This is a genomic window from Bradyrhizobium sp. CCBAU 11361, assembly GCF_028128935.1.
GTDB lineage: Bacteria > Pseudomonadota > Alphaproteobacteria > Rhizobiales > Xanthobacteraceae > Bradyrhizobium > Bradyrhizobium niftali.
Window position 1 is genome coordinate 44,053 of sequence record NZ_LBJZ01000008.1, and the last position, 21,950, is coordinate 66,002.

18 protein-coding genes are annotated in these 21,950 nt (G+C 61.7%); 14 read left to right on the plus strand and 4 right to left on the minus strand.

Annotated elements, in window-relative coordinates:
* Positions 1 to 7 precede the first annotated feature (7 nt).
* The 6 genes from XI08_RS03920 (at position 8) to XI08_RS03945 (ending at position 6,737) form a co-directional block, all read left to right on the plus strand.
* Positions 8 to 1,000, plus strand: a complete 993-nt coding sequence (locus tag XI08_RS03920; protein WP_271573419.1) for an ABC transporter substrate-binding protein — start codon at positions 8 to 10, stop codon at positions 998 to 1,000.
* Between the two features lie 151 nt (positions 1,001 to 1,151).
* A complete protein-coding gene (locus tag XI08_RS03925; protein WP_271573420.1) occupies positions 1,152 to 1,997 on the plus strand; it encodes an ABC transporter ATP-binding protein in 846 nt (281 codons plus the stop codon).
* A 4-nt stretch (positions 1,998 to 2,001) separates the two neighbouring features.
* Complete coding sequence (locus tag XI08_RS03930; protein ID WP_271573421.1) at positions 2,002 to 3,399, plus strand: hypothetical protein; 1,398 nt, start codon at positions 2,002 to 2,004, stop codon at positions 3,397 to 3,399.
* Positions 3,396 to 4,547: a Gfo/Idh/MocA family protein gene (locus tag XI08_RS03935; protein WP_271573422.1), complete on the plus strand. Its 1,152-nt coding sequence runs from the start codon at positions 3,396 to 3,398 to the stop codon at positions 4,545 to 4,547. Before XI08_RS03930 ends, XI08_RS03935 begins: the two co-directional genes overlap by 4 nt.
* Positions 4,548 to 4,683: 136 nt before the next feature.
* Positions 4,684 to 5,874 carry a dihydrodipicolinate synthase family protein gene (locus tag XI08_RS03940; protein WP_271573423.1) on the plus strand — a complete coding sequence of 397 codons (1,191 nt, stop codon included), beginning with the start codon at positions 4,684 to 4,686 and terminating at the stop codon, positions 5,872 to 5,874.
* Positions 5,874 to 6,737 (plus strand): sugar phosphate isomerase/epimerase family protein, encoded by an 864-nt coding sequence (locus XI08_RS03945; protein ID WP_271573424.1) that lies wholly within the window; start codon positions 5,874 to 5,876, stop codon positions 6,735 to 6,737. Before XI08_RS03940 ends, XI08_RS03945 begins: the two co-directional genes overlap by 1 nt.
* A 28-nt stretch (positions 6,738 to 6,765) precedes the next feature.
* On the opposite strand, the gene XI08_RS03950 is transcribed toward XI08_RS03945, so the two are convergent.
* From XI08_RS03950 to XI08_RS03960, 3 genes are all read right to left on the minus strand, one after another.
* Positions 6,766 to 8,271 (minus strand): adenylate/guanylate cyclase domain-containing protein, encoded by a 1,506-nt coding sequence (locus tag XI08_RS03950; protein ID WP_271573425.1) that lies wholly within the window; start codon positions 8,269 to 8,271, stop codon positions 6,766 to 6,768.
* 26 nt (positions 8,272 to 8,297) lie between these two features.
* Entirely contained in the window at positions 8,298 to 9,437 is a 1,140-nt protein-coding gene (locus tag XI08_RS03955; RefSeq protein ID WP_271573426.1) for a substrate-binding protein, read from the minus strand.
* 194 nt (positions 9,438 to 9,631) lie between these two features.
* Positions 9,632 to 10,387 (minus strand): hypothetical protein, encoded by a 756-nt coding sequence (locus tag XI08_RS03960; RefSeq protein WP_271573427.1) that lies wholly within the window; start codon positions 10,385 to 10,387, stop codon positions 9,632 to 9,634.
* A gap of 638 nt (positions 10,388 to 11,025) precedes the next feature.
* Between XI08_RS03960 and XI08_RS03965 the strand changes: the two genes are divergently transcribed.
* The 7 genes from XI08_RS03965 to XI08_RS03995 all read left to right on the plus strand — a co-directional run bounded on the left by XI08_RS03965 (position 11,026) and on the right by XI08_RS03995 (position 19,605).
* Positions 11,026 to 12,588, plus strand: coding sequence for a winged helix-turn-helix domain-containing tetratricopeptide repeat protein (locus XI08_RS03965; protein WP_271573428.1), 1,563 nt, complete (start codon positions 11,026 to 11,028; stop codon positions 12,586 to 12,588).
* Between the two features lie 265 nt (positions 12,589 to 12,853).
* Complete coding sequence (locus tag XI08_RS03970) at positions 12,854 to 13,726, plus strand: L,D-transpeptidase (RefSeq protein ID WP_271573429.1); 873 nt, start codon at positions 12,854 to 12,856, stop codon at positions 13,724 to 13,726.
* 629 nt (positions 13,727 to 14,355) lie between these two features.
* The gene (locus tag XI08_RS03975; RefSeq protein WP_271573430.1) at positions 14,356 to 14,601 is read left to right on the plus strand and encodes a hypothetical protein; all 246 of its coding nucleotides are present in this window, start codon (positions 14,356 to 14,358) and stop codon (positions 14,599 to 14,601) included.
* 369 nt (positions 14,602 to 14,970) lie between these two features.
* Positions 14,971 to 15,369: a YybH family protein gene (locus tag XI08_RS03980; RefSeq protein WP_271573431.1), complete on the plus strand. Its 399-nt coding sequence runs from the start codon at positions 14,971 to 14,973 to the stop codon at positions 15,367 to 15,369.
* A gap of 42 nt (positions 15,370 to 15,411) precedes the next feature.
* Positions 15,412 to 18,783: an adenylate/guanylate cyclase domain-containing protein gene (locus XI08_RS03985; protein WP_271573432.1), complete on the plus strand. Its 3,372-nt coding sequence runs from the start codon at positions 15,412 to 15,414 to the stop codon at positions 18,781 to 18,783.
* 318 nt (positions 18,784 to 19,101) lie between these two features.
* A complete protein-coding gene (locus XI08_RS03990; RefSeq protein ID WP_271573433.1) occupies positions 19,102 to 19,242 on the plus strand; it encodes a hypothetical protein in 141 nt (46 codons plus the stop codon).
* Positions 19,243 to 19,368: 126 nt separating this feature from the next.
* Positions 19,369 to 19,605 (plus strand): hypothetical protein, encoded by a 237-nt coding sequence (locus tag XI08_RS03995; RefSeq protein ID WP_271573434.1) that lies wholly within the window; start codon positions 19,369 to 19,371, stop codon positions 19,603 to 19,605.
* A gap of 2 nt (positions 19,606 to 19,607) precedes the next feature.
* On the opposite strand, the gene XI08_RS04000 is transcribed toward XI08_RS03995, so the two are convergent.
* Positions 19,608 to 20,141 carry a Spy/CpxP family protein refolding chaperone gene (locus XI08_RS04000; protein WP_333926875.1) on the minus strand — a complete coding sequence of 178 codons (534 nt, stop codon included), beginning with the start codon at positions 20,139 to 20,141 and terminating at the stop codon, positions 19,608 to 19,610.
* On the opposite strand from XI08_RS04000, the gene XI08_RS04005 reads away from it, so the two are divergent.
* The gene (locus XI08_RS04005; RefSeq protein ID WP_271573436.1) at positions 20,133 to 21,854 is read left to right on the plus strand and encodes a SulP family inorganic anion transporter; all 1,722 of its coding nucleotides are present in this window, start codon (positions 20,133 to 20,135) and stop codon (positions 21,852 to 21,854) included. The genes XI08_RS04000 and XI08_RS04005 overlap by 9 nt on opposite strands.
* The last annotated feature ends 96 nt before the right edge of the window (positions 21,855 to 21,950 follow it).

Below are 21,950 nucleotides of genomic sequence, written 5' to 3' on the forward strand. Positions count from 1 at the left end.
AGTGACGATGAAGCGGTGGATAGGGGCTGCATCAGTGGCGCTGCTGGCATTCGCGGCCATGCCGGCGCAGGCAGCCGACAAGGTCGTGCTGATGCTGAACTGGTACGTCTATGGCGAGCATGCGCCGTTCTATTACGGCAAGGCCAAGGGCATTTTCGCGGCTGAAGGCATCGACCTCGAGATCCAGGAAGGCCGCGGCTCGGCTGCGACCACGCAGGCCGTTGCGGCCAAGACCGCCGACTTCGGCTATGTCGACGTGCCCACCATGATGCGCGCCGCCATCAAGGGCGCGCCTGTGGTCGCGACCGGTGTGCTGCTTCAGACCTCACCGATGTCCGCCATGGGCTTCGTCGACAAGAACATCAGGAAGCCCGAGGACATCAAGGGCAAGACGGTGGCGATCACGCCGGCGGACTCCATGACCCAGATCTGGCCGCTGTTCCTGAAGAAGACCGGCCTGAAGGAAAGCGACTTCCAGACGGTGGCGGGCGACGGCCAGACCAAGCTCAACGCCGTCATCAATGGCCAGGCTGACCTGCTGCTCGGCTACGTCATGGACCAGTCGATGAAGATCAAGGACGCCACCGGCAAGGACGTCTATCCGATCAAGTTCGCCGACTACGGCATCAACATGGTGTCGTCAGGCATCATCGCCAACGCCGACTATGTGAAGGCCAATGCCGACCTCGTCCGCCGCTTCATGTCGGCGACGACCAAGGCGGTCGAAGCCGCCGAGAAGGAGCCGAAGGCGGCGGCGCAGTCGATCCTCGATGCCAACCCCAAGGGCGGCAAGATCGACACGCTGACGCAGGGCTTCGAACTGACCATTCCGCTCTACCGGACCGCGGAGACCAAGAGCAAGCGGCCGTTCCAGGTCACCGACCAGAACATGACCGAGACCGTCAACCTGCTGGTCGAGTATGGCGGGCTCGATGCCAAGGCCAAGGACAACCCGAAGGCGTTCTACACCAACGATTATCTGCCGAAGAGTGGCTCGTGAGCGACAAATATCCCCTGTCGTCCCGGCGAAGGCCGGGACCCATAACCACCGTCCATGCTTGTTACGGAAGGTCTCTCGCCGCGTGCCCAAACGCGCCGGCACGGCGTATGGGTCCCGGCGTTCGCCGGGACGACGGGCGGAGAGGGGTGCGATGAATCCCGCGACCAAACCAATCGACGCGCAGCCGGCCGCGCATCTGAGACTGGTGAGCGACCGGGCTGCCGGCGAGGCGTCGGGCATCAAGCTGTCCGGCGTGTCGAAGACCTACCGGACGCGTGACGGCGACGTGCCGTCGCTGCGGCCGCTCGATTTTGACATCAACGAGGGCGAGTTCTTCGTCGTGGTCGGCCCAAGCGGCTGCGGCAAGTCCACGCTGCTCAAGCTGATCTCGGGCCTGCTGCCGCCGACGTCAGGCGAGATCCTGGTCGAGGGCGAGAAGGTGACGAAGCCGCACGGCAATGTCGGCATCGTGTTCCAGAACGCGCTGCTGCTGCCATGGCGGAACATCCTGTCCAACGTGATGCTGCCGATCGACATGAAGCGGCTGCCGCGCCAAAAATATCTCGACCGCGCCAAGGCGCTCTTGAAGCTGGTCGGGCTCGAAGGCTTCGAGAAGAAGCTGCCCTGGCAGCTCTCCGGCGGCATGCAGCAGCGCGCCTCGATCTGCCGTGCGCTGGTGCACGATCCCAAGATCATGCTGATGGACGAGCCGTTCGGCGCGCTCGACGCGCTGACGCGCGAGCGCATGAATGTCGAGCTGATGCGGATCCAGCGCGAGACGAAGAAGACCGTGCTGCTGATCACGCATTCGATTCCGGAGGCCGTGTTCCTCGCCGACCGCGTGCTGGTCATGACCGAGCGTCCCGGCGCGGTCGCCGCGATCTACGACGTGCCGCTGCCGCGCCCGCGTTCGCTCGACGTGATGGCTGACCCGGTCTTCACCGAGCTGGTGCAGCGCATCCGCAAGCATTTCTTCTCACAAGGTGCACTGGACTAAAGCCATGGCGCCGCGCCTGAAGCTGCGAGACATCGCATTCTTCGAACGTCCCGTGCAGTTCGCGCGGCCGTTCCGCTTTGGCGCGATCACGCTTCACGCGACGCCGCAGCTGTTCGTGCGGGTCGAGATCGAGGTCGAGGGCAGGGGAACCGCGGTCGGCGCCAGCGCCGAACTGCTGGTGCCGAAATGGTTCGACAAGCGGCCGGAGCTGTCGCCGGCGCAGACGGTCGACGGTCTGCGCCGCTCGCTTCAGATCGCGCGCGGTCTTTATTTGGCGCGGACCGGATATCTGACCGCGTTCGACCTGCATGCGTCGTGCATCGGCGCACAGATTGCGACCTGTGCGAAGAAGAACATTCCGGCGCTTGCTGCGGCTTACGGCCCTGCGGAGATCGACAAGGCGGTCCTCGATGCGGTGCTGCGTGCCGTGGAGACCAACTTCTTCGATGGGATGGCCGGGAATATCGCCGGTATCGATGCACGGTTGTCGCCTGATTTGAAGGAAACGGATATCACAACGTTTCTTGCCGGCCGCAAGCCGCTGCCGCGGGTTGCTATCAGGCATACCGTCGGCCTCGACGATACGGTCGAAGGTAAGGGCGGCGTCGCCGATGCTCATGAGAACGCCGGCGCGCGTTACTTCAAGCTGAAGCTGTCGGGCGATCCCGCAGCCGACGCAGCGCGGCTGGCGCGGATCGGCAAGGAGCTCGATACGCTCGGACAAGGCTACAAGGTGACGCTCGATGCGAACGAGCAGTACGCCGATCTCGCGGCGCTTCAGGCGTTGATCGATCGGCTCGATCGTGACCCCGGCCTTGGACCGATCGCTTCGCGGTTGCTCTATATCGAGCAGCCGATGCCGCGTGATATCTCACGGCAGTCGCCGCTCGGCTCGCTCGCCGAGCGCGGTTTCATCATCGATGAGGCCGACGATTCCTACGATGCCTTCCCTGCCGCTCGGGCACTCGGCTATCACGGCATCTCCTCGAAGTCCTGCAAGGGGCTCTACAAGTCCGTCGTCAACGCGACGCGCGCGGCGAAGTGGAGTGCGGGCGGAGAGACGTTCTTCGTGACCGGCGAGGACCTGACCTGCCAGGCCGGCCTTGCCGTGCAGCAGGATCTCGCGCTCGGCGCCTTCCTCGGCATCGCCCATGCCGAGCGCAACGGCCACCACTATGTCGACGGCTTCGGCGATACGCCCGCCGCGGAAGCCCAGGCCTTCGCGGCCGCACATCCAGATCTCTATGCCGATGCCGGCCACGGCAGCCGGCTCTCCATTCACAGCGGCGATCTCCTGACGGGATCGCTGACCGCTACGGGCTTTGCGACGTCGGTCCATCCGGACTGGTCGGCGCTCCGCCCGCTCGAACAGCCAAAATCACTTCAGGAGCAATTGGCATGACCACCCAACGCCTCGGCCTCATCATGAACGGCGTCACCGGCCGCATGGGGCTCAACCAGCATCTGATCCGCTCGATCGTCGCGATCCGCGACCAGGGCGGCGTCCGCCTGAAGAACGGCGACCGCGTGATGCCGGATCCGATCCTGGTCGGCCGCAGCGCCGACAAGGTCGAGGCCCTCGCCAAGCGGTTCAACATCGCGCGCTGGACCACCGACCTCGACGTTGCGCTCGCCGACAAGAACGACACCATGTTCTTCGACGCCGCGACCACGCAGGCGCGTCCGGGCCTTCTGACCCAGGCCATCAATGCCGGCAAGCACGTCTATTGCGAGAAGCCGATCGCGACGAACTTCGAGGAGGCCCTCGAGGTCGTCAAGCTCGCCAACGCCAAGGGCGTCAAGCACGGCACGGTGCAGGACAAGCTGTTCCTGCCGGGCCTCAAGAAGATCGCCTTCCTGCGCGACTCCGGCTTCTTCGGCCGCATCCTCTCGGTGCGCGGCGAGTTCGGCTATTGGGTGTTCGAGGGCGGTTGGCAGGAGGCGCAGCGGCCGTCCTGGAATTACCGCGACGAGGACGGCGGCGGCATCATCCTCGACATGGTCTGCCACTGGCGCTACGTGCTCGACAACCTCTTCGGCAACGTCCAGAGCGTGGTCTGCATCGGCAACACCGACATCCCGGAGCGTTTTGACGAGCAGGGCAAGAAATACAAGGCGACCGCGGACGATTCCGCCTATGCCACATTCCAGCTCGAGGGCGGCGTCATTGCCCACATCAACATGTCCTGGGTCACGCGCGTCTATCGCGACGACCTCGTCACCTTCCAGGTCGACGGCACGCTCGGCTCGGCCGTCGCCGGCCTTTCCGACTGCATGATCCAGGCGCGGCAGGCGACCCCGAGGCCGGTGTGGAATCCCGACGAGAAGCGGCTGCACGATTTCTACGGCGACTGGCAGAAGCTGCCGGACAATGTCTCCTACGACAACGGCTTCAAGGAGCAGTGGGAGATGTTCATCCGTCACGTCTACGAGGGCGCTCCTTACAAGTTCACGCTGCTCGAAGGCGCCAAGGGCGTGCAGCTTGCCGAATGCGCGCTGAAGAGCTGGAAGGAGCGGCGCTGGATCGACGTCGCCCCGATCAAGGCCTGAAGTTAGTTGGATAAGCCGCGATGTTTACCAAGCCGTCATTGCGAGCGAAGCGAAGCAATCCAGAGTCCCTCCGCGGCGACGGTCTGGATTGCTTCGTCGCTTCGCTCCTCGCAATGACGGGGAGAGGTCTGAAATCATGAACAAACCCGTCCTGCCGATGTCATCCCTATCGTTGGAGCTGCCCAAAGCCGACCGGTCCATCGAGACCTACCGGCTCGCGGCCTCGCGAACGTTCCCGGCGAAGCTCGAGGGACCGCTGAACCGCATCGCATTCTCGGCCGTGCACACGGTGGCCGATCCCTTCGCCGACAATGACCCGTGGCTCTCCGTCGCTGTTGACTGGGACAAGACCATCGCCTTCCGTGAGCACGTCTGGGACCTCGGTCTCGGCGTCGCCGAGGCCATGGACACCGCGCAGCGCGGCATGGGGCTGGACTGGCCGACCTCGCTGGAGCTGATCACGCGCTCGGTCGGCGCTGCCAAGCATCGCAACGCGCTGGTGTATTCCGGCGCCGGCACGGACCAGCTCGCGGTGGAGGATGCCAGGGGTCTCGACGACGTGATCCGCGCCTATGAGGAGCAGATCTCGGCGGTCGAGAAGGTCGGCGGTCGCATCATCCTGATGGCGTCGCGCGCGCTGGCAAAACTCGGTCGCGGCGCCGACGACTACGCGAAGGTCTACAACCGTGTGCTGTCGCAGGTCCGGCAGCCCGTGATCATCCATTGGCTCGGCGACATGTTCGATCCGGCACTGACGGGATATTGGGGTACCAAGGACCTCGACAAGGCCATGGATGTTGCGGTGGCCATCATCAACAACAACGCCGCCAAGGTCGATGGCGTCAAGGTCTCGCTGCTCGACAAGCAGCGCGAGATCGACATGCGCCGTCGTCTCGACAAGCGCATCAAGATGTATACCGGCGACGACTTCAACTACGCGGAGCTGATCGCCGGTGATCAGCAGGGCTTCTCGCATGCGCTGCTCGGCATCTTCGATGCGATCGCGCCGGCGGCGTCTTATGCGCTGTCGCGGCTCGCTGCCGGCGACGAGGCAGGCTTCCACGACGTGCTGGGGCCGACCGTGCCGCTGTCGCGCCACATCTTCAAGGCGCCGACGCGCTTCTACAAGACCGGCGTAGTGTTCATGGCGTACCTCAACGGCCATCAGGATCATTTCACCATGGTGGGCGGGCAGGAGAGTGCGCGCTCGATGCTGCATCTGGCCGAGCTGTTCCGGCTGGCCGACAAGGCCGGTCTCCTCACCAATCCGGAACTGGCGACGCGGCGGATGAAGACCGTGCTGGCCTCGCATGGACTGGAATCCTGATGCGCGATTTTTCGTCCGACCATCGCTGGCTGTCGCTGAACACGGCGACAGTGCGCAAGCAGGGTGACCTCGTCGAGATCATCGACGCCTGTGCAAAGCACGGCATCCGCGCCATCGATCCCTGGCGCGACCAGGTCGCTGCTGTCGGTCTCGATCGCGCCGCCCGCGCGGTGCGCGATGCCGGGCTCGAGCTGTCAGGCTATTGCCGCGGCGGCATGTTCACCTCCGACGTATCGCGCCGCACCGAGGTGCGTGACGACAACCGGCGCTGCGTCGACGAGGCCAAGGCGCTGGGCGCATCCTGCATCGTCCTCGTGGTCGGCGGCCTGCCGCAATATTCGCGGCCGGGCAGCGAGGCCTCGAAGGATCTCGTGGCGGCGCGCGGGCAGGTCGAGGAGGCACTCGCCGAGATGCTAGATTATGCCAAGCAGGCAAACCTGCCATTGGCCATCGAACCGCTGCATCCGGCTTACGCGGCCGACCGCGCCTGCGTGAATACGACAAAACAGGCGCTCGACATCTGCGACCGGCTCGACCCCGGCCCCAGCGGCATGCTCGGCGTCGCGCTCGATGTCTATCACATCTGGTGGGACCCGGAGCTGATGAGCCAGATCGCGCGCGCCGGCAAGGATCGCCTGCTTGCCTTCCACGTCTGTGACTGGCTGGTGCCGACCAGGGACATCCTCAACGACCGCGGCATGATGGGCGACGGCGTCATCGACATCAAATCGGTGCGCAAAGCGGTCGAAGCGCAGGGGTTTGCCGGCTATTCGGAGATCGAGATCTTCTCCAACGACTGGTGGGGCAAGCCCATGGACGAGGTGCTGCGCACCTGCATTGCGCGGCACAGGACGGTGGTGTAGGCCCCACGCGCGCCGCCCTTGCGGTCCTTCATGCCTGCGTCGGCAGGATTGTTATGCGATGGACTTCCATCTTTTGACCGACCCCCTTCAGGTTCTCGTAGTTGCACGACACCGAGCGTGATTTGACGATGTCAGCGACGCCCGGTGCCTCCATCACCGTTGCGCTGATGCAGACTTCGTTGACATCGGCGAGACCTTGCACGCGTGCGGCGATATTCACGTCCTGCCCGAAATAGTCGATCCGGTCGTTGAGATTCACCGCAATCGCCCGCCCCCTGTGGACACCGACCTTGAGTCCCAGCGGCCGCGAAGCGGTCCGATTGAATCGCGACAGCTCTTCGACCATCTCGATGGAGGCGTGAACGGCGTCCTGGGGACGCTCGAAGCCGGCCATGACCGCGTCGCCGATCGTCTTCACGATGGCGCCGGATCGTTCCCGGATGATCCTGTTCAGGATCTCGAAGTGCTGGCGAACCAGAAAATACGCGTTCACGTCACCAACGCTTTCATACAGCGGGGTCGACTTCTTCAGATCGGTGAACAGGTAAGTCATGTCCGAGATATTGAGGCTCTCGCCCTCATCCACCAGCTGTGCCTTGTAGAGTTCACGGAAGCTCGGGGTGAGCAGCAACCGCTTGCCGGACAGAAACGGTTCATACTCGACCAGATGGGGCGCGAAACCTGGGGGATACTGGACGAACCAGAAGCGACCGCGATCGTCGGTGCGGTTCTCGATCCGGATGGTGTGCCTGCCTGGGCTGAGATCGGCCGTCTGCCGGAACGAAAAGCGTCCGTCGCCGAGGACCATGTCTTTCGGTGCCGTCGGCCGGTCCGGTACATGGAAGCGGCCCGACTCGAGCTGGACCAGCGTCCCTTGCGGCTCTGCCGGCTCCCCGTTCGCGAAGAATACCAGAAGGAGCTTGTGGCTCAAATCCAGCACCTCGAAACGGCCAGCTGTGACGTCGAAGTCGAAGCTGCGGTGCTCATGAGCCTCGATATCGGCGAATCCCCGTGAGAGCGCAGCAACGAGCTGCTGATGCGTCATTCCATGCGGAGCGATGAAGCCCTTGGAAAAGTTGTAGCGCAGGTAAAAATCCTCGACCGACAGCCTTTCGGGATGACGGAATATGATGTCGCGGACGCCGCTCGAGACCGTAAATGCGACCTGAATGTAGTCGTCCAGCGCCACATCGTTGATCGCGTTGCAGAACGCGCACTGAAAGCGTGGATGGACCTGGTCGAGCTCGCGGAAGCTGCCGGCGACCTGCGGGCAATAGGCGCAGATCAGCAGCCAGTCCATATCGAACAGGCCCACCTTGGCAGCGTGCACGAACAGCTCGACCGCGTCCGCCTCGGACATGCGGACGGCGCCGCCGTATTGGATGGGGTTGACGCGAAGAAGATCATAATCGTCGGCGGTCCGGATGAAGCGCTCGAGCTCAGGCAGAACATTCGGTGGCCAGCTTCTTGCCGCTTCGAGCGCGGCGAGACGCTCGCTCAGGAGACTCTCGTTGACTGGAGACCGGACATTCATCTCACGCTCCCTACCTGGTGGGCTGACTACGCCATTGGTCTTCGGCCGGACTCCGCGGCGGACGGCACCATCGCCTCGTCCGGCGCGATAGCCCCCAGGCTCTCGACGATCTCGAAACGGCCGCTCTTCGCCTGGGCGATATACATGTTCATGCGGACGTGGTGCTGGCCGGGAACCATTTCCGCCGGACCACCCGGCCCCTCGGCGATCCCCGCGTGATCGAGCGCAGCGATGACGTCCTCCTGGCGCAGCGAGCCGGCCTCGTTCACGGCCGCCGCCCAGAGCTTGATCCCACGGTAGAGGCCGGAGCAGGCGCTGCCGCCCGTGAACTGCTCCTTGCCGTGATAGCGCTTGTCGTACGCGCCGAGCAGCGTCTTGCTGAAGGGATCGCTGACGTTCTGGTAGAAGTCGAGGCAGCCGTAGAGGCCTTCCACATGCGGCGCGGGCAGCAGGCCGAGCAGGTTCTCGTCGAAATATGTGCAGATCAACTGGCCGCCGCGATCCTGAAAACCGGCGTTATGGAGTTGCGCGAAGAAGGGCACGACCCCGGGTGGAACGATGGTGTTGAACACCACGTCCGCGCCGCTGGACATGATCCTCGCGACTGTCTCGTCGTACTCCATGTGATCGAGGGGATGGTATTCCTCGCCGACGATGCTGCCGCCATTGGCGGTGACGAGCTGGCGGACCCTCTCGTTCATCACGTGCGGCCAGATGTAGTCTGCGGACGGCAGGTAGAATGTCCTGGCACCGGTCTTGCGCATCAGCCAGGGAATGAGCGGGTCGAGCTGCTGCGCCGGCACCGGGCCGGTGCAGAAGATCAGCGGGTCGCATTCCTGCCCTTCGTATTGCTCGGGGTAGACGTAGAGCGTCCTGCCCTTCACGACGGCCGGGCCCTTGATGGCCTGCCGCGTGGAGCTGTAGATGCCGCCGAAGATCACATCCACCTTGTCCTGCAATACAAGCTTGGCCGCCTTGGCCTCCGCGACTGCGTCGGTCGTTGCGCCGTCCTCGAGATAGAGTTCGATCTTCCGCCCCAGCAGGCCGCCATCGGCGTTGATCTCGTCAACCACCATCCTTGCCACGTTGGCGTTTGCGCGGCCCATGAACGAAAGTGCTCCGGTCTCCTCCGCGATCATGCCGACTTTGATGGACGCTTGTGTCATGGCAGATACTCCCCTGAGCTTTGTGCCCGCGAGCCGAGGTGCCGCTATACCGACGCGAGGTCCACCCGAAGCGTCTTTCGGTCTCGGCAAACCTGTGACGGCCGGCAACTTCGGGCTCGATGAAACGACGCGAGTTTTCAGGCACGATCCCGGCTGTGTCGCTGCGCACACCCAAAAATTCAGCGATTGGAAATTCAGCGATCGATAAGTGCTACGGTCTCCTGCTCCTCGGCAGGTGCGGCGTCATTGGTCCGCACGAATACAAAACGGGATGACACTGAGATCCGTGCGTCGGCGCTGCCATCTTGGCCAATGAGAATGAGTCCCGCTCCGCCATTGGCTACGTTCAAGATGACGGGGGCGCCCTTCCACGTCCTGATTGGCTCCATTCCGATGATCAGAAATTCACCGATCGGCTGGTCAAAATATTGCAGCCTCAGCTGTGGCCCGACTTCTGCCGCCGCAAGTCCGAAACCCAGCTGTTCGGCGCGCGCATAAATGTCCGCCAGCGACGCAGTATCGGTCTTAAAGCCGAGTTCGGCTGCCGACACCGCAAAAAGCTCTACGTTTGTTTTCGCGCCGCGAAGGATAAAGGTCGGTCGTGCGAGAATTTCGCCAGCCGAGTTTCCGATGCCGCAACCTACCGCATCCAATGCGTTACTGAGGGCAAAGAAATTTGCAAACGTCCCGATCGTGATCGTCTTCCACACGGGAACATCGACGGCGGATTTGATCGGGATTTGCGGCCTGTCAGCTGACGGAGCTTTCTTGAGCCTTAGTTGGTGCTGCAGGACGTCTCGCGCCGTGCATTGAGCTCGGGCTTCGCTCGCAAACAGGAGAGTGCAAGCGGTACAGAGCATCGCAACAATGAGAATCCGGCAGCGGCGCCATCCTGGCGAATGACACTGTGTGGCATGGCAACTGACTTTCCTGCCAGCTGTTTGGTCCATAACGGACCTCTCTTGCGCAAATGCAGCGCCAAAAAATCAGACGGTCACTTCACTGTGGTCGGGCCGATTCACGGCAGAAAGCCGTCGTCCTCGCAGCCTATAAAGGTTGGTCCTGGAAATTCCGCAAAGGTTCAGTGACGATGACGCCAGATGACGGACTCAATATAGGTCAGCGTGGGTGCACGTCTTGCGAAGCGGCCAGCTCGTGCGGAGCGGCGAGCTGGGGGAGTACCACCATGGATGAGGTGGACAGCCATCGGCTTTCAGGCAGAATGCTATCACCCCGATGCCGCAGCCTCGCTGCTCAGCGTGGCGTAGAGCCCGTCCAGGGCGGGTTTCGACCAGCTTGGCGGCCGTCGGCGCGGCCTCATGCTCTGAATTGACTTCCGCGTTCGGTGGCGAAACGGACACTGATCGGACTTGCTGCCGGCTCGACCCGGTCGCGAATGACCCGTACCGGAAGTCGGCATCCGCGCTACGACGCGGCTGGCCGTGTCCAACTCCGACCGTCGGCCGCCAGGAGCCCGGCGAGCACACTTGATGTGTTGCTTTTATTTTCCTTACCGGCAGCTTATTCTTCGTGTTCCAAGTGTTGCAAGGGACCCGATGACTGTAGACCGCCTAAAGGGATTGGCAACTTGCGCTATCTTTTCGGGGAGTACGCATTCGACGTCGACCGGCGCGAGGTGCATCGCGGGGCAGACGTCGTCTCCGTGGCGCCCCAGGTTTTTGACCTGATCGATTATCTGATCCGCAACAGGGGACGAGTTGTCAGCAAAGACGACCTCGTCAAAGCCATTTGGAATGGGCGCAGCGTATCCGACGCGGCTCTGACAACCCGCCTGAATGCCGCCCGGATTGCGATCGGCGATTCCGGCGAGGAGCAGCGCTTCATAAAGACACTGCCGCGCAAGGGCTTCCGTTTCGTCGGAGCAGTCCGGGAAGCGCTGGAACCGGTGGACGCAGCAGTTACCGGCAACCAGCAGGTAGAACTTCAACAGCCCGACCTTGCGATCCCCGACAAACCCTCCATTGCCGTGCTGCCATTTGAGAACATGAGCGGCGATCCAGAGCAGGAATTCTTCGCCGAAGGCATGGTGGAAGAAATCATCACTGCTCTGTCGCGCTTCAAGTCGCTGTTCGTCATCGCGCGCAATTCGAGCTTCACCTTCAAGGGCCGGGCGGTCGATATCAAGGAAGTCGGGCGAAGGCTCGGCGTGCGCTATGTCCTCGGGGGGGCTGTGCGGAAGGCGTCGGGGAAAGTTCGCATCACAGGGCAGTTGATCGATGCGGTTACTGGCGCGCATCTATGGGCGGACAGGTTTGAGCGTGATTTGACCGACGTCTTCTCTCTTCAGGACGAAGTTACCATCGCCGTCGTCTCGGCTATTCAGCCAAAGATGCTTCAAACAGAAATTGGAATGGCGACGCGGCGGCGACCAGAGAACCTCACTGCCTATGACTTTTTTCTCCGAGCCATGCACCAGTATCACCTGACGACCCGCGAAAGTTTGGCGGAGGCGATCAAGCTGGCTCATCGCGCTTTGGAGCTAGACCCGAGGTTCGGCTTTGCGGCGGCTTTGGCAGGTGACTGTCATGCGAGCAACGTCGCTCTAGGCTATGCCAACGATCCCCAGTTCGACTGCAAGGAAGCAGTTCGGCTTGCTCGTTTGGCATTGAGCATCGATGATGGTGATCCGGACACGCTGTCAAGGGTTGCAGTAATCTTGGCGGGCATGGTCGGCGATAGCGAAGCCGAGATCGAAATGGCTGACCGGGCGGTCGCGCTCAACCCAAACTCATGGCGCACTTGGAACAACAGAGGCTGGGTCTATATATTGGCGGGGCTTCCAGAGGAAGCGATGCGGAGCTTTGAACGCGCCATTCGCATGAGCCCCGTAGACCCGCTGCTACACATGACGTTTTTTGGCATTGGGCATGCCCTAACGAGGCTTCGCCGCTTTGACGAGGCGATCATAGCATTTAAGAAAGCCGTTCGTCACAACCCCTCCTTCATGCCAGCTTACCGCGGCCTTGCGTCCGGTTTCGCCCATCTCGGACGCGACGCTGAGGCGCACGAGGCGGCGGCGCGCGTGCTTGAGATCGATCCCGCCTTTACAATATCGGCGTGGATCGCCCAGGTCCCCAAACACTCAAAGCTGTTTGTTGAGGGTCTTCGGAAAGCGGGGTTGCCCGAATAGCCCGCTGCGCAGGAGGATCGAGGCGATCGAATGACCGCCCTTGGCCCCTAGTCGACCTCTCCGGTGGCTTGCGGCATGGACCGCTTCTGAACCCAAAGCCGCCGTTAACGAAAGTGCGGAGCGTGTCCGCTCCGCCCGATTTCTATGTTGCCGAACAAGAGTCCGGCGTTAACCATCGCCGGCGGTTCCCGTCTGCGCGAAATCGCTTCGATGTTTCTTAAATTTTGCCGGGTACCTATCCAGGCATGGTGACCTGGGGAAAGATATGAGCAAGCGGGCCAAACGTGGAAAGGTAGACACGCTTGCACTGCCAATGGCCGGGAGAGTTGCAATTGGCGTCGTGGCCGTCGCTGTATTGGGGTACGGTTTGCTGTCTCGCCCGGCGAGTGTGCAACCGACGCGGAAGCCGTCCGCACCCCAGGCCATGGCATCGTCAACCCCGGTTTACGTGGCAACTCCAGTTCATGCATCAGCATCAGCGTCAGCGCCAGCTCCGGCGCCGATTCCGGCCCCGGCCCCCCTGGTCGAACCGCCAAAAGCCGCTGACGGTCCCGGAGCATTTGTCCGGCAGGTGGTTGATTACGCCAGCCGCCAGACGCCGGGCACCGTGATCATCGATACCAAAAACACATTCCTTTATTTCGTTCTGAACGACACGCAGGCACTGCGCTACGGCATCGGTGTTGGCCGCGAAGGTTTCGCATGGTCCGGTGAGCAGACTGTGGCTCGTAAGGCAGAATGGCCGGATTGGCGTCCGCCTGCGGAGATGGTCTCGCGCCAGCCTTATTTGCCACGGTTCATGGCGGGCGGTCCCGGCAACCCGCTCGGCGCTCGGGCGATGTATCTGGGCGAGACCGAATATAGAATTCACGGCACCAACAAGCCCGATACGATCGGGAAGCGGGTTTCGTCCGGCTGTATCCGGCTGACCAACGAGGACGTCGAGGACCTCTATGAGCGGGTGAAAGTCGGAGCGAAAGTGATCGTGCTTCCGGGAACCGCGGCCCGTCGACCATCCCAGGGAGCGCCGCCCGACGCCGCTTCCCGATCGCCGGACCCGGCATCGCCGTCGAACCGGCCCTCGGCAGCTAACGCGCAGATGCTGTCATCCGGACCGAAGATCGCCGAGGCCCAGTAACTCAGTCCTCCGTCCTCGGCCTGCAACTGAAGACGAGGAGGCAATTCAAGTCGCAGCTTCTGGCCGATCTCGGACCGTGGGCCCTTGACCGCATTGGGTCGCTCTCGGCCGAATGCCGGACATGTGGTTAACGAGTTAAGAAGCACGCCACGTCGGTGCTGTGCCCCGTTGGATCTGGCTGGAAATCGTCCGTGCGACGCATCCGACGGCGAGCTGGTAGGAGTACCACCAACGAGAGGTGGACAGCCATCGGCTTTCAAGCAGAATGTCATCACCCCGATGCCGCAGCCTCGCCACACTCTGTGCCAGATCGGATGCGGTAATCGGTGCATCAACGATCAGCAGGCCCGGCGGATGTACCCCTGCCTGATGATCTTGAATGGCCCCGACGAGCAATCGTCGGGGCCATTGTTGTGATCGGCGTGGCAAGGCCAGCGATTTTTGTCGCGCCGCGTCTTTTGCTGCCGCCGATGCCGGCGTCGTTCGGCCCGACTATTCGCTGAAAAGTCAGACGATTGCGCTGTCATCGATTGACCGTCAAACACCGGACTATCACTCGTCAATTCAATCTGCAAAGCTGTGACAACACAATGCGCTTGTAAGCAAACAAGCGCGAAGGGAGGTTCGCAGTGGAGGCAGTGGAGAAAGTGCGACGCTTGCGTGCGATGGGTTCGCTGTGCCGTCAACAGGCCGCGTACAACAGCATGAACAAATGGAAGCTGCTCGCAGAAGCAGAATACTGGGATCACCTAGCTCATCTCGAGCTGTCTTCTTACTCCCAGCAATGCAATGCCACCGGCTCGAATGAGCTAGAGCGGCCTCAAGCGATCACAAACACGGATGACGCTCGACGAGAGACGATTTCCGCCGCGTGAGGACGGAATGAGGCTGTCGCTTGCATTCCGTGCCACCGCACTTCTCGCAGGGAGCAGCGGCCCGGATACGCATCTTCTCGTCGAGCCTTGAGGCACGGCGAATACGTCACCCACGTCGTGGGGCCGCTGCGCAATTACAACGCGAGAATGCGACGCTTCCCTCACGGGCCTGCGACATGTTGCAGCGTGTTGAAGCGCACCTTCTGCTCGCTGCTCGCCGCGAATGAGTGAGCGGAAGTATGGATATTATGGATATGCCTTCGTTAGATCCTTCGATCTAGCCCGGTTCCCGCACGTTCTCGATTTCGCGCACTGCCCTGCAGTGATAGGATGCACTCGTCACCAAGGCTTAACCTGAGGGAGGGAATCATGACGAACTTGGCCTCCTCGACGGGCTTCGACGTTGGAGCTGAAGTTAGTGGAGCTTATGCCGCCTGGGATTCGGCGTTCAACAAAGCTGACGCTAAAGCGGTCGCCGCAGCCTATATTTCGAACGCTAAAGTGCTGCCACCAACGCATCAGGTCATATCGGGTCCGGAAGAAATCGAGAATTTTTTCGCTGGGCTGTTTTCAGGCGGATTCACTGATCACAAACTTACGATCATAGACGTGGGTGGAGATGAGAAGGTCGTCTACAGTACCGCAAAATGGACGGCCAAAGGCAAGGGACCCGATGGGAGCCGCCAAAGTGCTGGCGGCATTGCCACCCATGTGTTCGAGCGTCAAGCGGATGGCTCATTGAAGCTGAGGTTGCATACCTTCAACTGAGCTCGCCGTCGTATCGCTTGGCGCCGCGCGAGGAGACTTCGCGTGGATATAGCCGAATGGCTTCGCAGTCTTGGGCTGGAGCGCTACACTCAGGCCTTCCAGGAAGCCGAAGTCACGCCTGATGTCCTGCAGTATCTGACTGAAGCCGATCTGCGAGAACTTGGCTTGCCGCTCGGCCCGCGCAAGACCGTACTGAGGGCGATTCAAGCACGCTCAACATCGGTCGTTCCCGTCTCCATTGATGCTGTTGAGCCAACTGAACAGATAAGGCCGGCACTACCCTCGGAGGCGGACCGTCGGCAGCTTACGGTCATGTTCGTCGACTTGGTCGGTTCAACCGCGCTCGCCTCAGGGCGCGACCCCGAGGAACTGCGTGACCTGATGCAGGCCTACCACAACAGCGTGGCGGGCGAGATCGCGAGGTTCGAAGGCCACATAGCCAAGCTCTTGGGCGACGGCGTTCTCGCGTATTTCGGTTGGCCGCGGGCGCATGAAGATGAGGCGGAGCGTGCCGTCCGCGCCGGGCTTCGAGTGACCAAGGCGGTCGCCTCCCTCACCGAGCCGGGCGGTGTAGCGCTTGCCGCTCGCGTCGGCATTGCAACCGGTCTCGTCGTGGTCGGCGAACTGATAGGCGAGGGAGATGCTCGCGAGCGCGCGGTGATCGGCGAAACCCCGAACCTGGCTGCCCGACTGCAGAGTCTGGCCGAGCCTGGTGACGTGGTGATCGCCGAGTCAACGCGCCGCCTACTCGCCGAAGCCTTCATGTACCAGGACCTCGGCACGGTGCCTCTCAAGGGTTTCCCGGAACCAGTGCAGGCTTGGCTTGTCCTTGGCGAGGGCGCGGCCGAGAGTCGGTTCGATGCCCAGCACGGTATGGCAACGACCGCGCTCGTCGGGCGGAATCAAGAACTTGCATTGCTCTTGGACCGCTGGGAGCAGGCGAAAGAGCGAGAGGGACAGATTGTCCTGCTCGGCGGCGAAGCAGGCATTGGCAAGTCCCGGCTCGTGCGGGCGCTGCGCGACCACCTCGCAGGTGCGCCGCACACGCCACTGAGCCATTTCTGTTCTCCGTTCCATACCAGCACTGCGTTGTACCCGATCATTGGCCTCCTCGAGCGGGCAGCAGGAATACGGCGAGAGGACGCTCCCGAAGAGCAGCTCGACAAACTCGAGGCCATGCTCGCTCTTGCTACAAACGACGTGCGTGGGTGCGCGCCGGTTCTGGCGGATCTCATGTCAATCCCGACGGGTGAGCGATACCCGCCACTTGCACTTAGTCCACATCAGAAGAAGGAGCGGACATTCCAGGCTCTCCTGGAGCAAATACAAGGCCTGGCGGCAAAGCAGCCCGTTCTCGCCGTTTACGAGGATGTTCACTGGGCAGACCCCACGATGCTCGAACTCCTCGACCGGGCGATTGACGAGGTGCAGCAACTTCCGATTCTGATGATTGTCACCTTCCGGCCCGAGTTCGTTCCGCGCTGGACAGGTCATGGGCACGTGACAGCGCTCTCTTTACGCAGACTGGGTCGCAGGCAAGGGACGGCTGTCGTTGACCGGATCACTGGCGGCAAAATACTTCCACAAGAGGTGCTTGAGCAGATTTTGGCCAAAACTGATGGCGTGCCGTTATTTGTCGAGGAGCTTACCAAGGCCGTCGTTGAGTCCGGACTGCTCAAAGACCATGGCAACCGCTATGAGTTGATAGGCCCGTTGCCGCCGCTGGCGATCCCGACGACGCTCCAGGATTCCTTGATGGCCCGCCTCGATCGGTTGGCGCCGGTCAAGGAAGTCGCGCAGATCGCTGCTTGCATCGGTCGCGAATTCGGACACGACCTCTTGCGATCAGTTACAGCGCTCGACGAACACGCGCTCCAGCGTGCTCTCAATGAGTTATTAAGAGCCGAGCTCATATTCCGGCGTGGAGCACCTCCGGATATCGGCTACAGCTTCAAACACGCGCTGGTCCAGGACATCGCGCATGAGAGCCTCTTAAAGAGCAAGCGGCAGCTGATCCATGCCCGCATCGCTGCAGCTCTCGAAGAACAGTATCCTGCCCGCGCGGAGGCCGAGCCGGAGACGATTGCTTCACACCTTACGCAGGGTGGGCTGGCGGGAAAGGCAGTCGGCTATTGGCTGCGGGCCGGCCGGATTGCAGCGGGACGTTCCGCCAATCTCGAAGCGATTACTCACCTCACAAGGGGACTGGAGGCACTCAAATCCAATCCACAAGGACCGGAGCGTGATCGCCAGGAACTCGCGCTGCAAACGGCGATCGGAGGTCCGCTGATTGCCATTCACGGATACACGGCTCCGCAACTGGGCACGGCCTTCAGCAGGGCTCACGCGCTCTGTTATGAACTCGACGACACGGGTGCCTTGTTCGCTACTCTTAGCGGGAAGTTCATTTTCCACTTCGTGCGCGGCGACTTTGGTGCCATGCAGAGCCTCGTTGCCGAGGCACAGCGCGCCGCCGAGCGCACCGGCGACACGGCACTTGAATTAGCAACACATCGTTTGGCGGCGCTAACCGCCATGCATGCCGGCGACTTTCTTACGGCTCGCTCGGAGCTCGAAACGATCCTGAGTCGTTATCAGCCAGACACGCATCGGCCACCGCCAGTTCACTATGTACATGACCCGAAGGCCTCGGCGTTACCCTACCTGGCAGTTGTGCTTTGGATCCTAGGCTACCCCGAGCAGGCCCTGATGACCAGCCGCGCGGCGTTTGAATACGCTGCGGAGCTAAACCAGACGAACCTTACTGCGCACGTGCAGGTCTATGGCGGCGCGGGGCTTGCGGAGCTGATGGGTGACATCGCGGCTGTGCATGCGCACGCCGATGCTGTCATCGATCTCGCCGATCAGCACAGCCTGAATTATTGGCGCTTGAGCGGCCTCATCCTGCAGGGTTGGGCAGTGGCACAAGAAGGTAACATAGATGGCGGTCTGGCGCTCATGCGCCTCAGTCTGAACGAGCGGGACATGCTCGGAGCCGGTTGGTACCAGGTCCGGTACTTGTGGATGCTCGCGGCGACGTACCGCCGGTTGGGTGACGACGAAAACGGCTTGGCCACCCTGGCGGAAGCGAGGGCCATCGCAGCGCGCAACGAAGAACATATGTGGGAGGCGGAACTTGCATGCTTAGATGGCGAACTGCATCACATTCGTGGTGCCCCAGCTGAGGAAGTCGAGAATTACTTGCAAGCTGCGCTCAAGATTGCCCAGAGCCAAAGCGCGAAATCTTTTGAACTGCGTGCGGCCATGAGTCTGGCTCGGCTTTGGCGCGACCAGGGCCGGATGGCCGATGCGCAAGGCCTCCTTGGCTCCGTTTACGGCAGGTTTACGGAAGGCTTCGAAACCACAGAGCTTCGTTCCGCAAAGGCACTCATGCAGGAACTCGCTGAGGTTTAATGCCTTCGTTTAGTAACGCATAAAAGGCACTAGCATCTAGGCGCAGGTCTGGCGCTTCCGGTGAACCGAAGCTTGCCTGCTGAGGCTCGCGCAATCTTAATTGAGGCGAGTGTCGGTTGGCCCCCGGCTCCCACGATGAAGGGGCCAGCTCGTGCGGATCAGCGCGCTGGTCGGAGTACCACCAAATGATGAGGTGGACAGCCATCGGCTTTCAAGCAGAATGTCATCGCCCCGATGCCGCAGCCTCGCCACACTCTGTGCCAGATCGGATGAGGTAATCGGTGGCATCAACGATCAGCAGGCCCGGCGGATGTACCCATGCCTGATGATCTTGAATGGCCCCGGCGTGCAATCGTCGGGGCCATTGTTGTGATCGGCGTGGCAAGGCTAGCGAGTTTTGCCGCGCCGCGTCTTTTGCTGCCGTCGATGCCGGCGTCGTTCGGCCCGACTATTCGCTGAAAAGTCAGACGATTGCGCTGTCATCGATTGACCGTCAAACACCGGACTATCACTCGTCAATTCAATCTGCAAAGCTGTGACAACACAAATGCGCCTGTAAGCAAACAAGCGCGAAGGAGGTTCGCAGTGGAGAAGGTGCAACGCTTGCGTGCGATGGGTTCGCTGTGCCGTCAACAGGCCGCATACAACAGCATGAACAAATGGAAGCTGCTCGCAGAAGCAGAATACTGGGATCACCTGGCCGATCTTGAGTTGTCTTCTTACTTCCAGCAGTGCAACGCCACAGGCTCGGACGAGATGGAGCGGTCGCAAGCGATCACAAACACGAATGAGGCTGGCCAGAAGACGATTCCGGCCGCGTGAGGTCAGAACGAGCTGCCGGTTGAATCCCGTGCCTCCGCGCTTCTCGGAGGGAACCGCGGCCCGGACACGCATATTCTCGTCGAGCGTTGCGACAGAGCGATTACCTCACCCCACGTCGTTCGGCCGCTGCGCAATTGCAACGAGAGAATGCGACGCCGCCCCCACGGGCCTGCCACCTGTTGCAGCGTGTTGAAGCGCGCCTTCTGCTCGCTGCTCAGCATGGCGTAGAGCTCGTCCAGGGCGGGCTCGACCAGCTTGGCGGCCCTCAGCATGGCCCCTCTGAATTGACTTCCGCTTTCAGCGGCAGAACGGACAATGGTCGGACTTCCTGCTGGCTCGACCCGGTCGCAAATGACTCCAGAACGGACATGCCGCGGACCTGGCAAAATTGGCGCGAATGAGCGGAGATGTGACATTTTTCCACCTGTCGGGGGACGCAGCAGCCTAGACTGGGTTCTGGCTGGGCCAAGCGCGGCCAATGCGTGAGTGTGGCCAACGAGCCCGGCCGGGTCTGGAAGTGACCGCCAATGAAGCATTGGACCGACTGGCTGCCGGCAATCGAAACCCTCCGCCGATATGAGGCGGCGTGGCTTCCGCGCGATATCTTCGCCGGACTCGTTCTGGCGACGATGCTGGTCCCGGTTGGAATTGCCTACGCGACAGCATCGGGCTTGCCTGGCATCTCTGGTCTGTACGCAACGATCGTACCGCTGTTGGTCTACGCGTTGTTTGGCCCCAGCCGCATCCTCGTGCTGGGCCCTGACTCGGCGCTGGCAGCTGTCATCCTTGGCGTTGTCGCCCCACTGTCTGGTGGCGATCCTCTTCGCGCCGCAACGCTCGCTGCGATGATGGCGATCGTTTCGGGGACGGTATGCATTCTAGCCGGCATCGCGCGCCTGGGTTTCGTCACCGAGCTGCTCTCCAAGCCGATAAGGTACGGCTATATGAACGGAATTGCATTGACCGTTTTGATCAGCCAACTGCCAAAGCTGTTCGGCTTCTCGATCGAGAGCGAAGGACCTTTACGAAGCCTATGGGCGATCGCCGATGCAATCCTTGGAGGAAAGACAAACTGGGTCGCATTCGGGATTGGGCTCGGCACGCTGATGGCCATCCTGCTGCTCCAGAACAACAAGCGGCTGCCGGGCATTCTGATTGCAGTAGTTGGGGCGACCGCCATCGTCGGTGCGCTTGATCTTGGGACTCGTTACGGCGTGGCGGTTTTGGGTCCTCTTCCGCAGGGCCTGCCGGGTTTCGCGATCCCCTGGATCACCTACGGCGATATCGTCCCGGTACTGGTCGGCGGCTGCGCAATCGCGCTGGTATCGTTCGCTGACACCAGCGTGCTTTCGCGCGCCTACTCCGCACGATTGGGCACTCATGTCGATCCCAACCAGGAGATGGTGGGGCTTGGCGCGGCCAATCTGGCAACCGGCTTTTTTCAGGGCTTCCCGATCAGCAGCAGCGCTTCGCGCACTCCCGTTGCAGAAGCCGCCGGCGCCCGTACCCAGCTAACCAGCGTCATCGGCGCGCTTGCCATCGCCGTCCTTCTGCTGGTGGCACCAAACCTGCTTCAGCATCTGCCCACCGCTGCATTGGCGGCCGTCGTAATCGCCGCTGCGATCGGCTTGTTTGAGGTCACCGACCTCAAGCGAATCTATCGGATTCAGCAGTGGGAGTTTTGGCTATCGATGGTCTGCTTTGTCGGCGTGGCGGTGCTCGGAGTGATTCCAGGAATTGGTCTGGCAATAGCAATCGCCATCGCCGAGTTCTTGTGGGACGGTTGGCGCCCACACTCCGCCGTGTTGGGTCGCGCCCATGGCGTCAAAGGTTATCACGACATCACAAGATATCCGGATGCACGCCAAATCCCCGGGCTGGTCCTGTTTCGGTGGGATGCGCCGCTGTTCTTCGCCAACGCCGAATTCTTCAAAGAGCGCGTACTGGACGCCGTGGCGAAATCGCCGACGCCGGTACGCTGGCTGGTCGTTGCGGCGGAGCCTGTCACCAGCGTGGACGTCTCCGCCGGCGATACGGTCGCCGAATTGGACGAGGCGCTGCACGCACAGGGTATCGAGTTCTGCTTTGCCGAACTGAAGGATCCAGTCAAGGACAAGCTGAAGAGATTTGGACTGTTCTCGCAGCTTGGCGAGCAGTATTTTTTCCCAACCATTGGCGCAGCCGTTTCCAGTTACCTGGAAATCAATGATGTGGAGTGGGTGGACTGGGAGGACGAGGCCAAACGTTAGGAATTGGCATGCCGGGCTTGAATACACACGCCGACTGACCCCCGATTCCGGCCCTGGTGCGAATATGCTTTTTGCAAAGCGTGCAATCAGTAACGG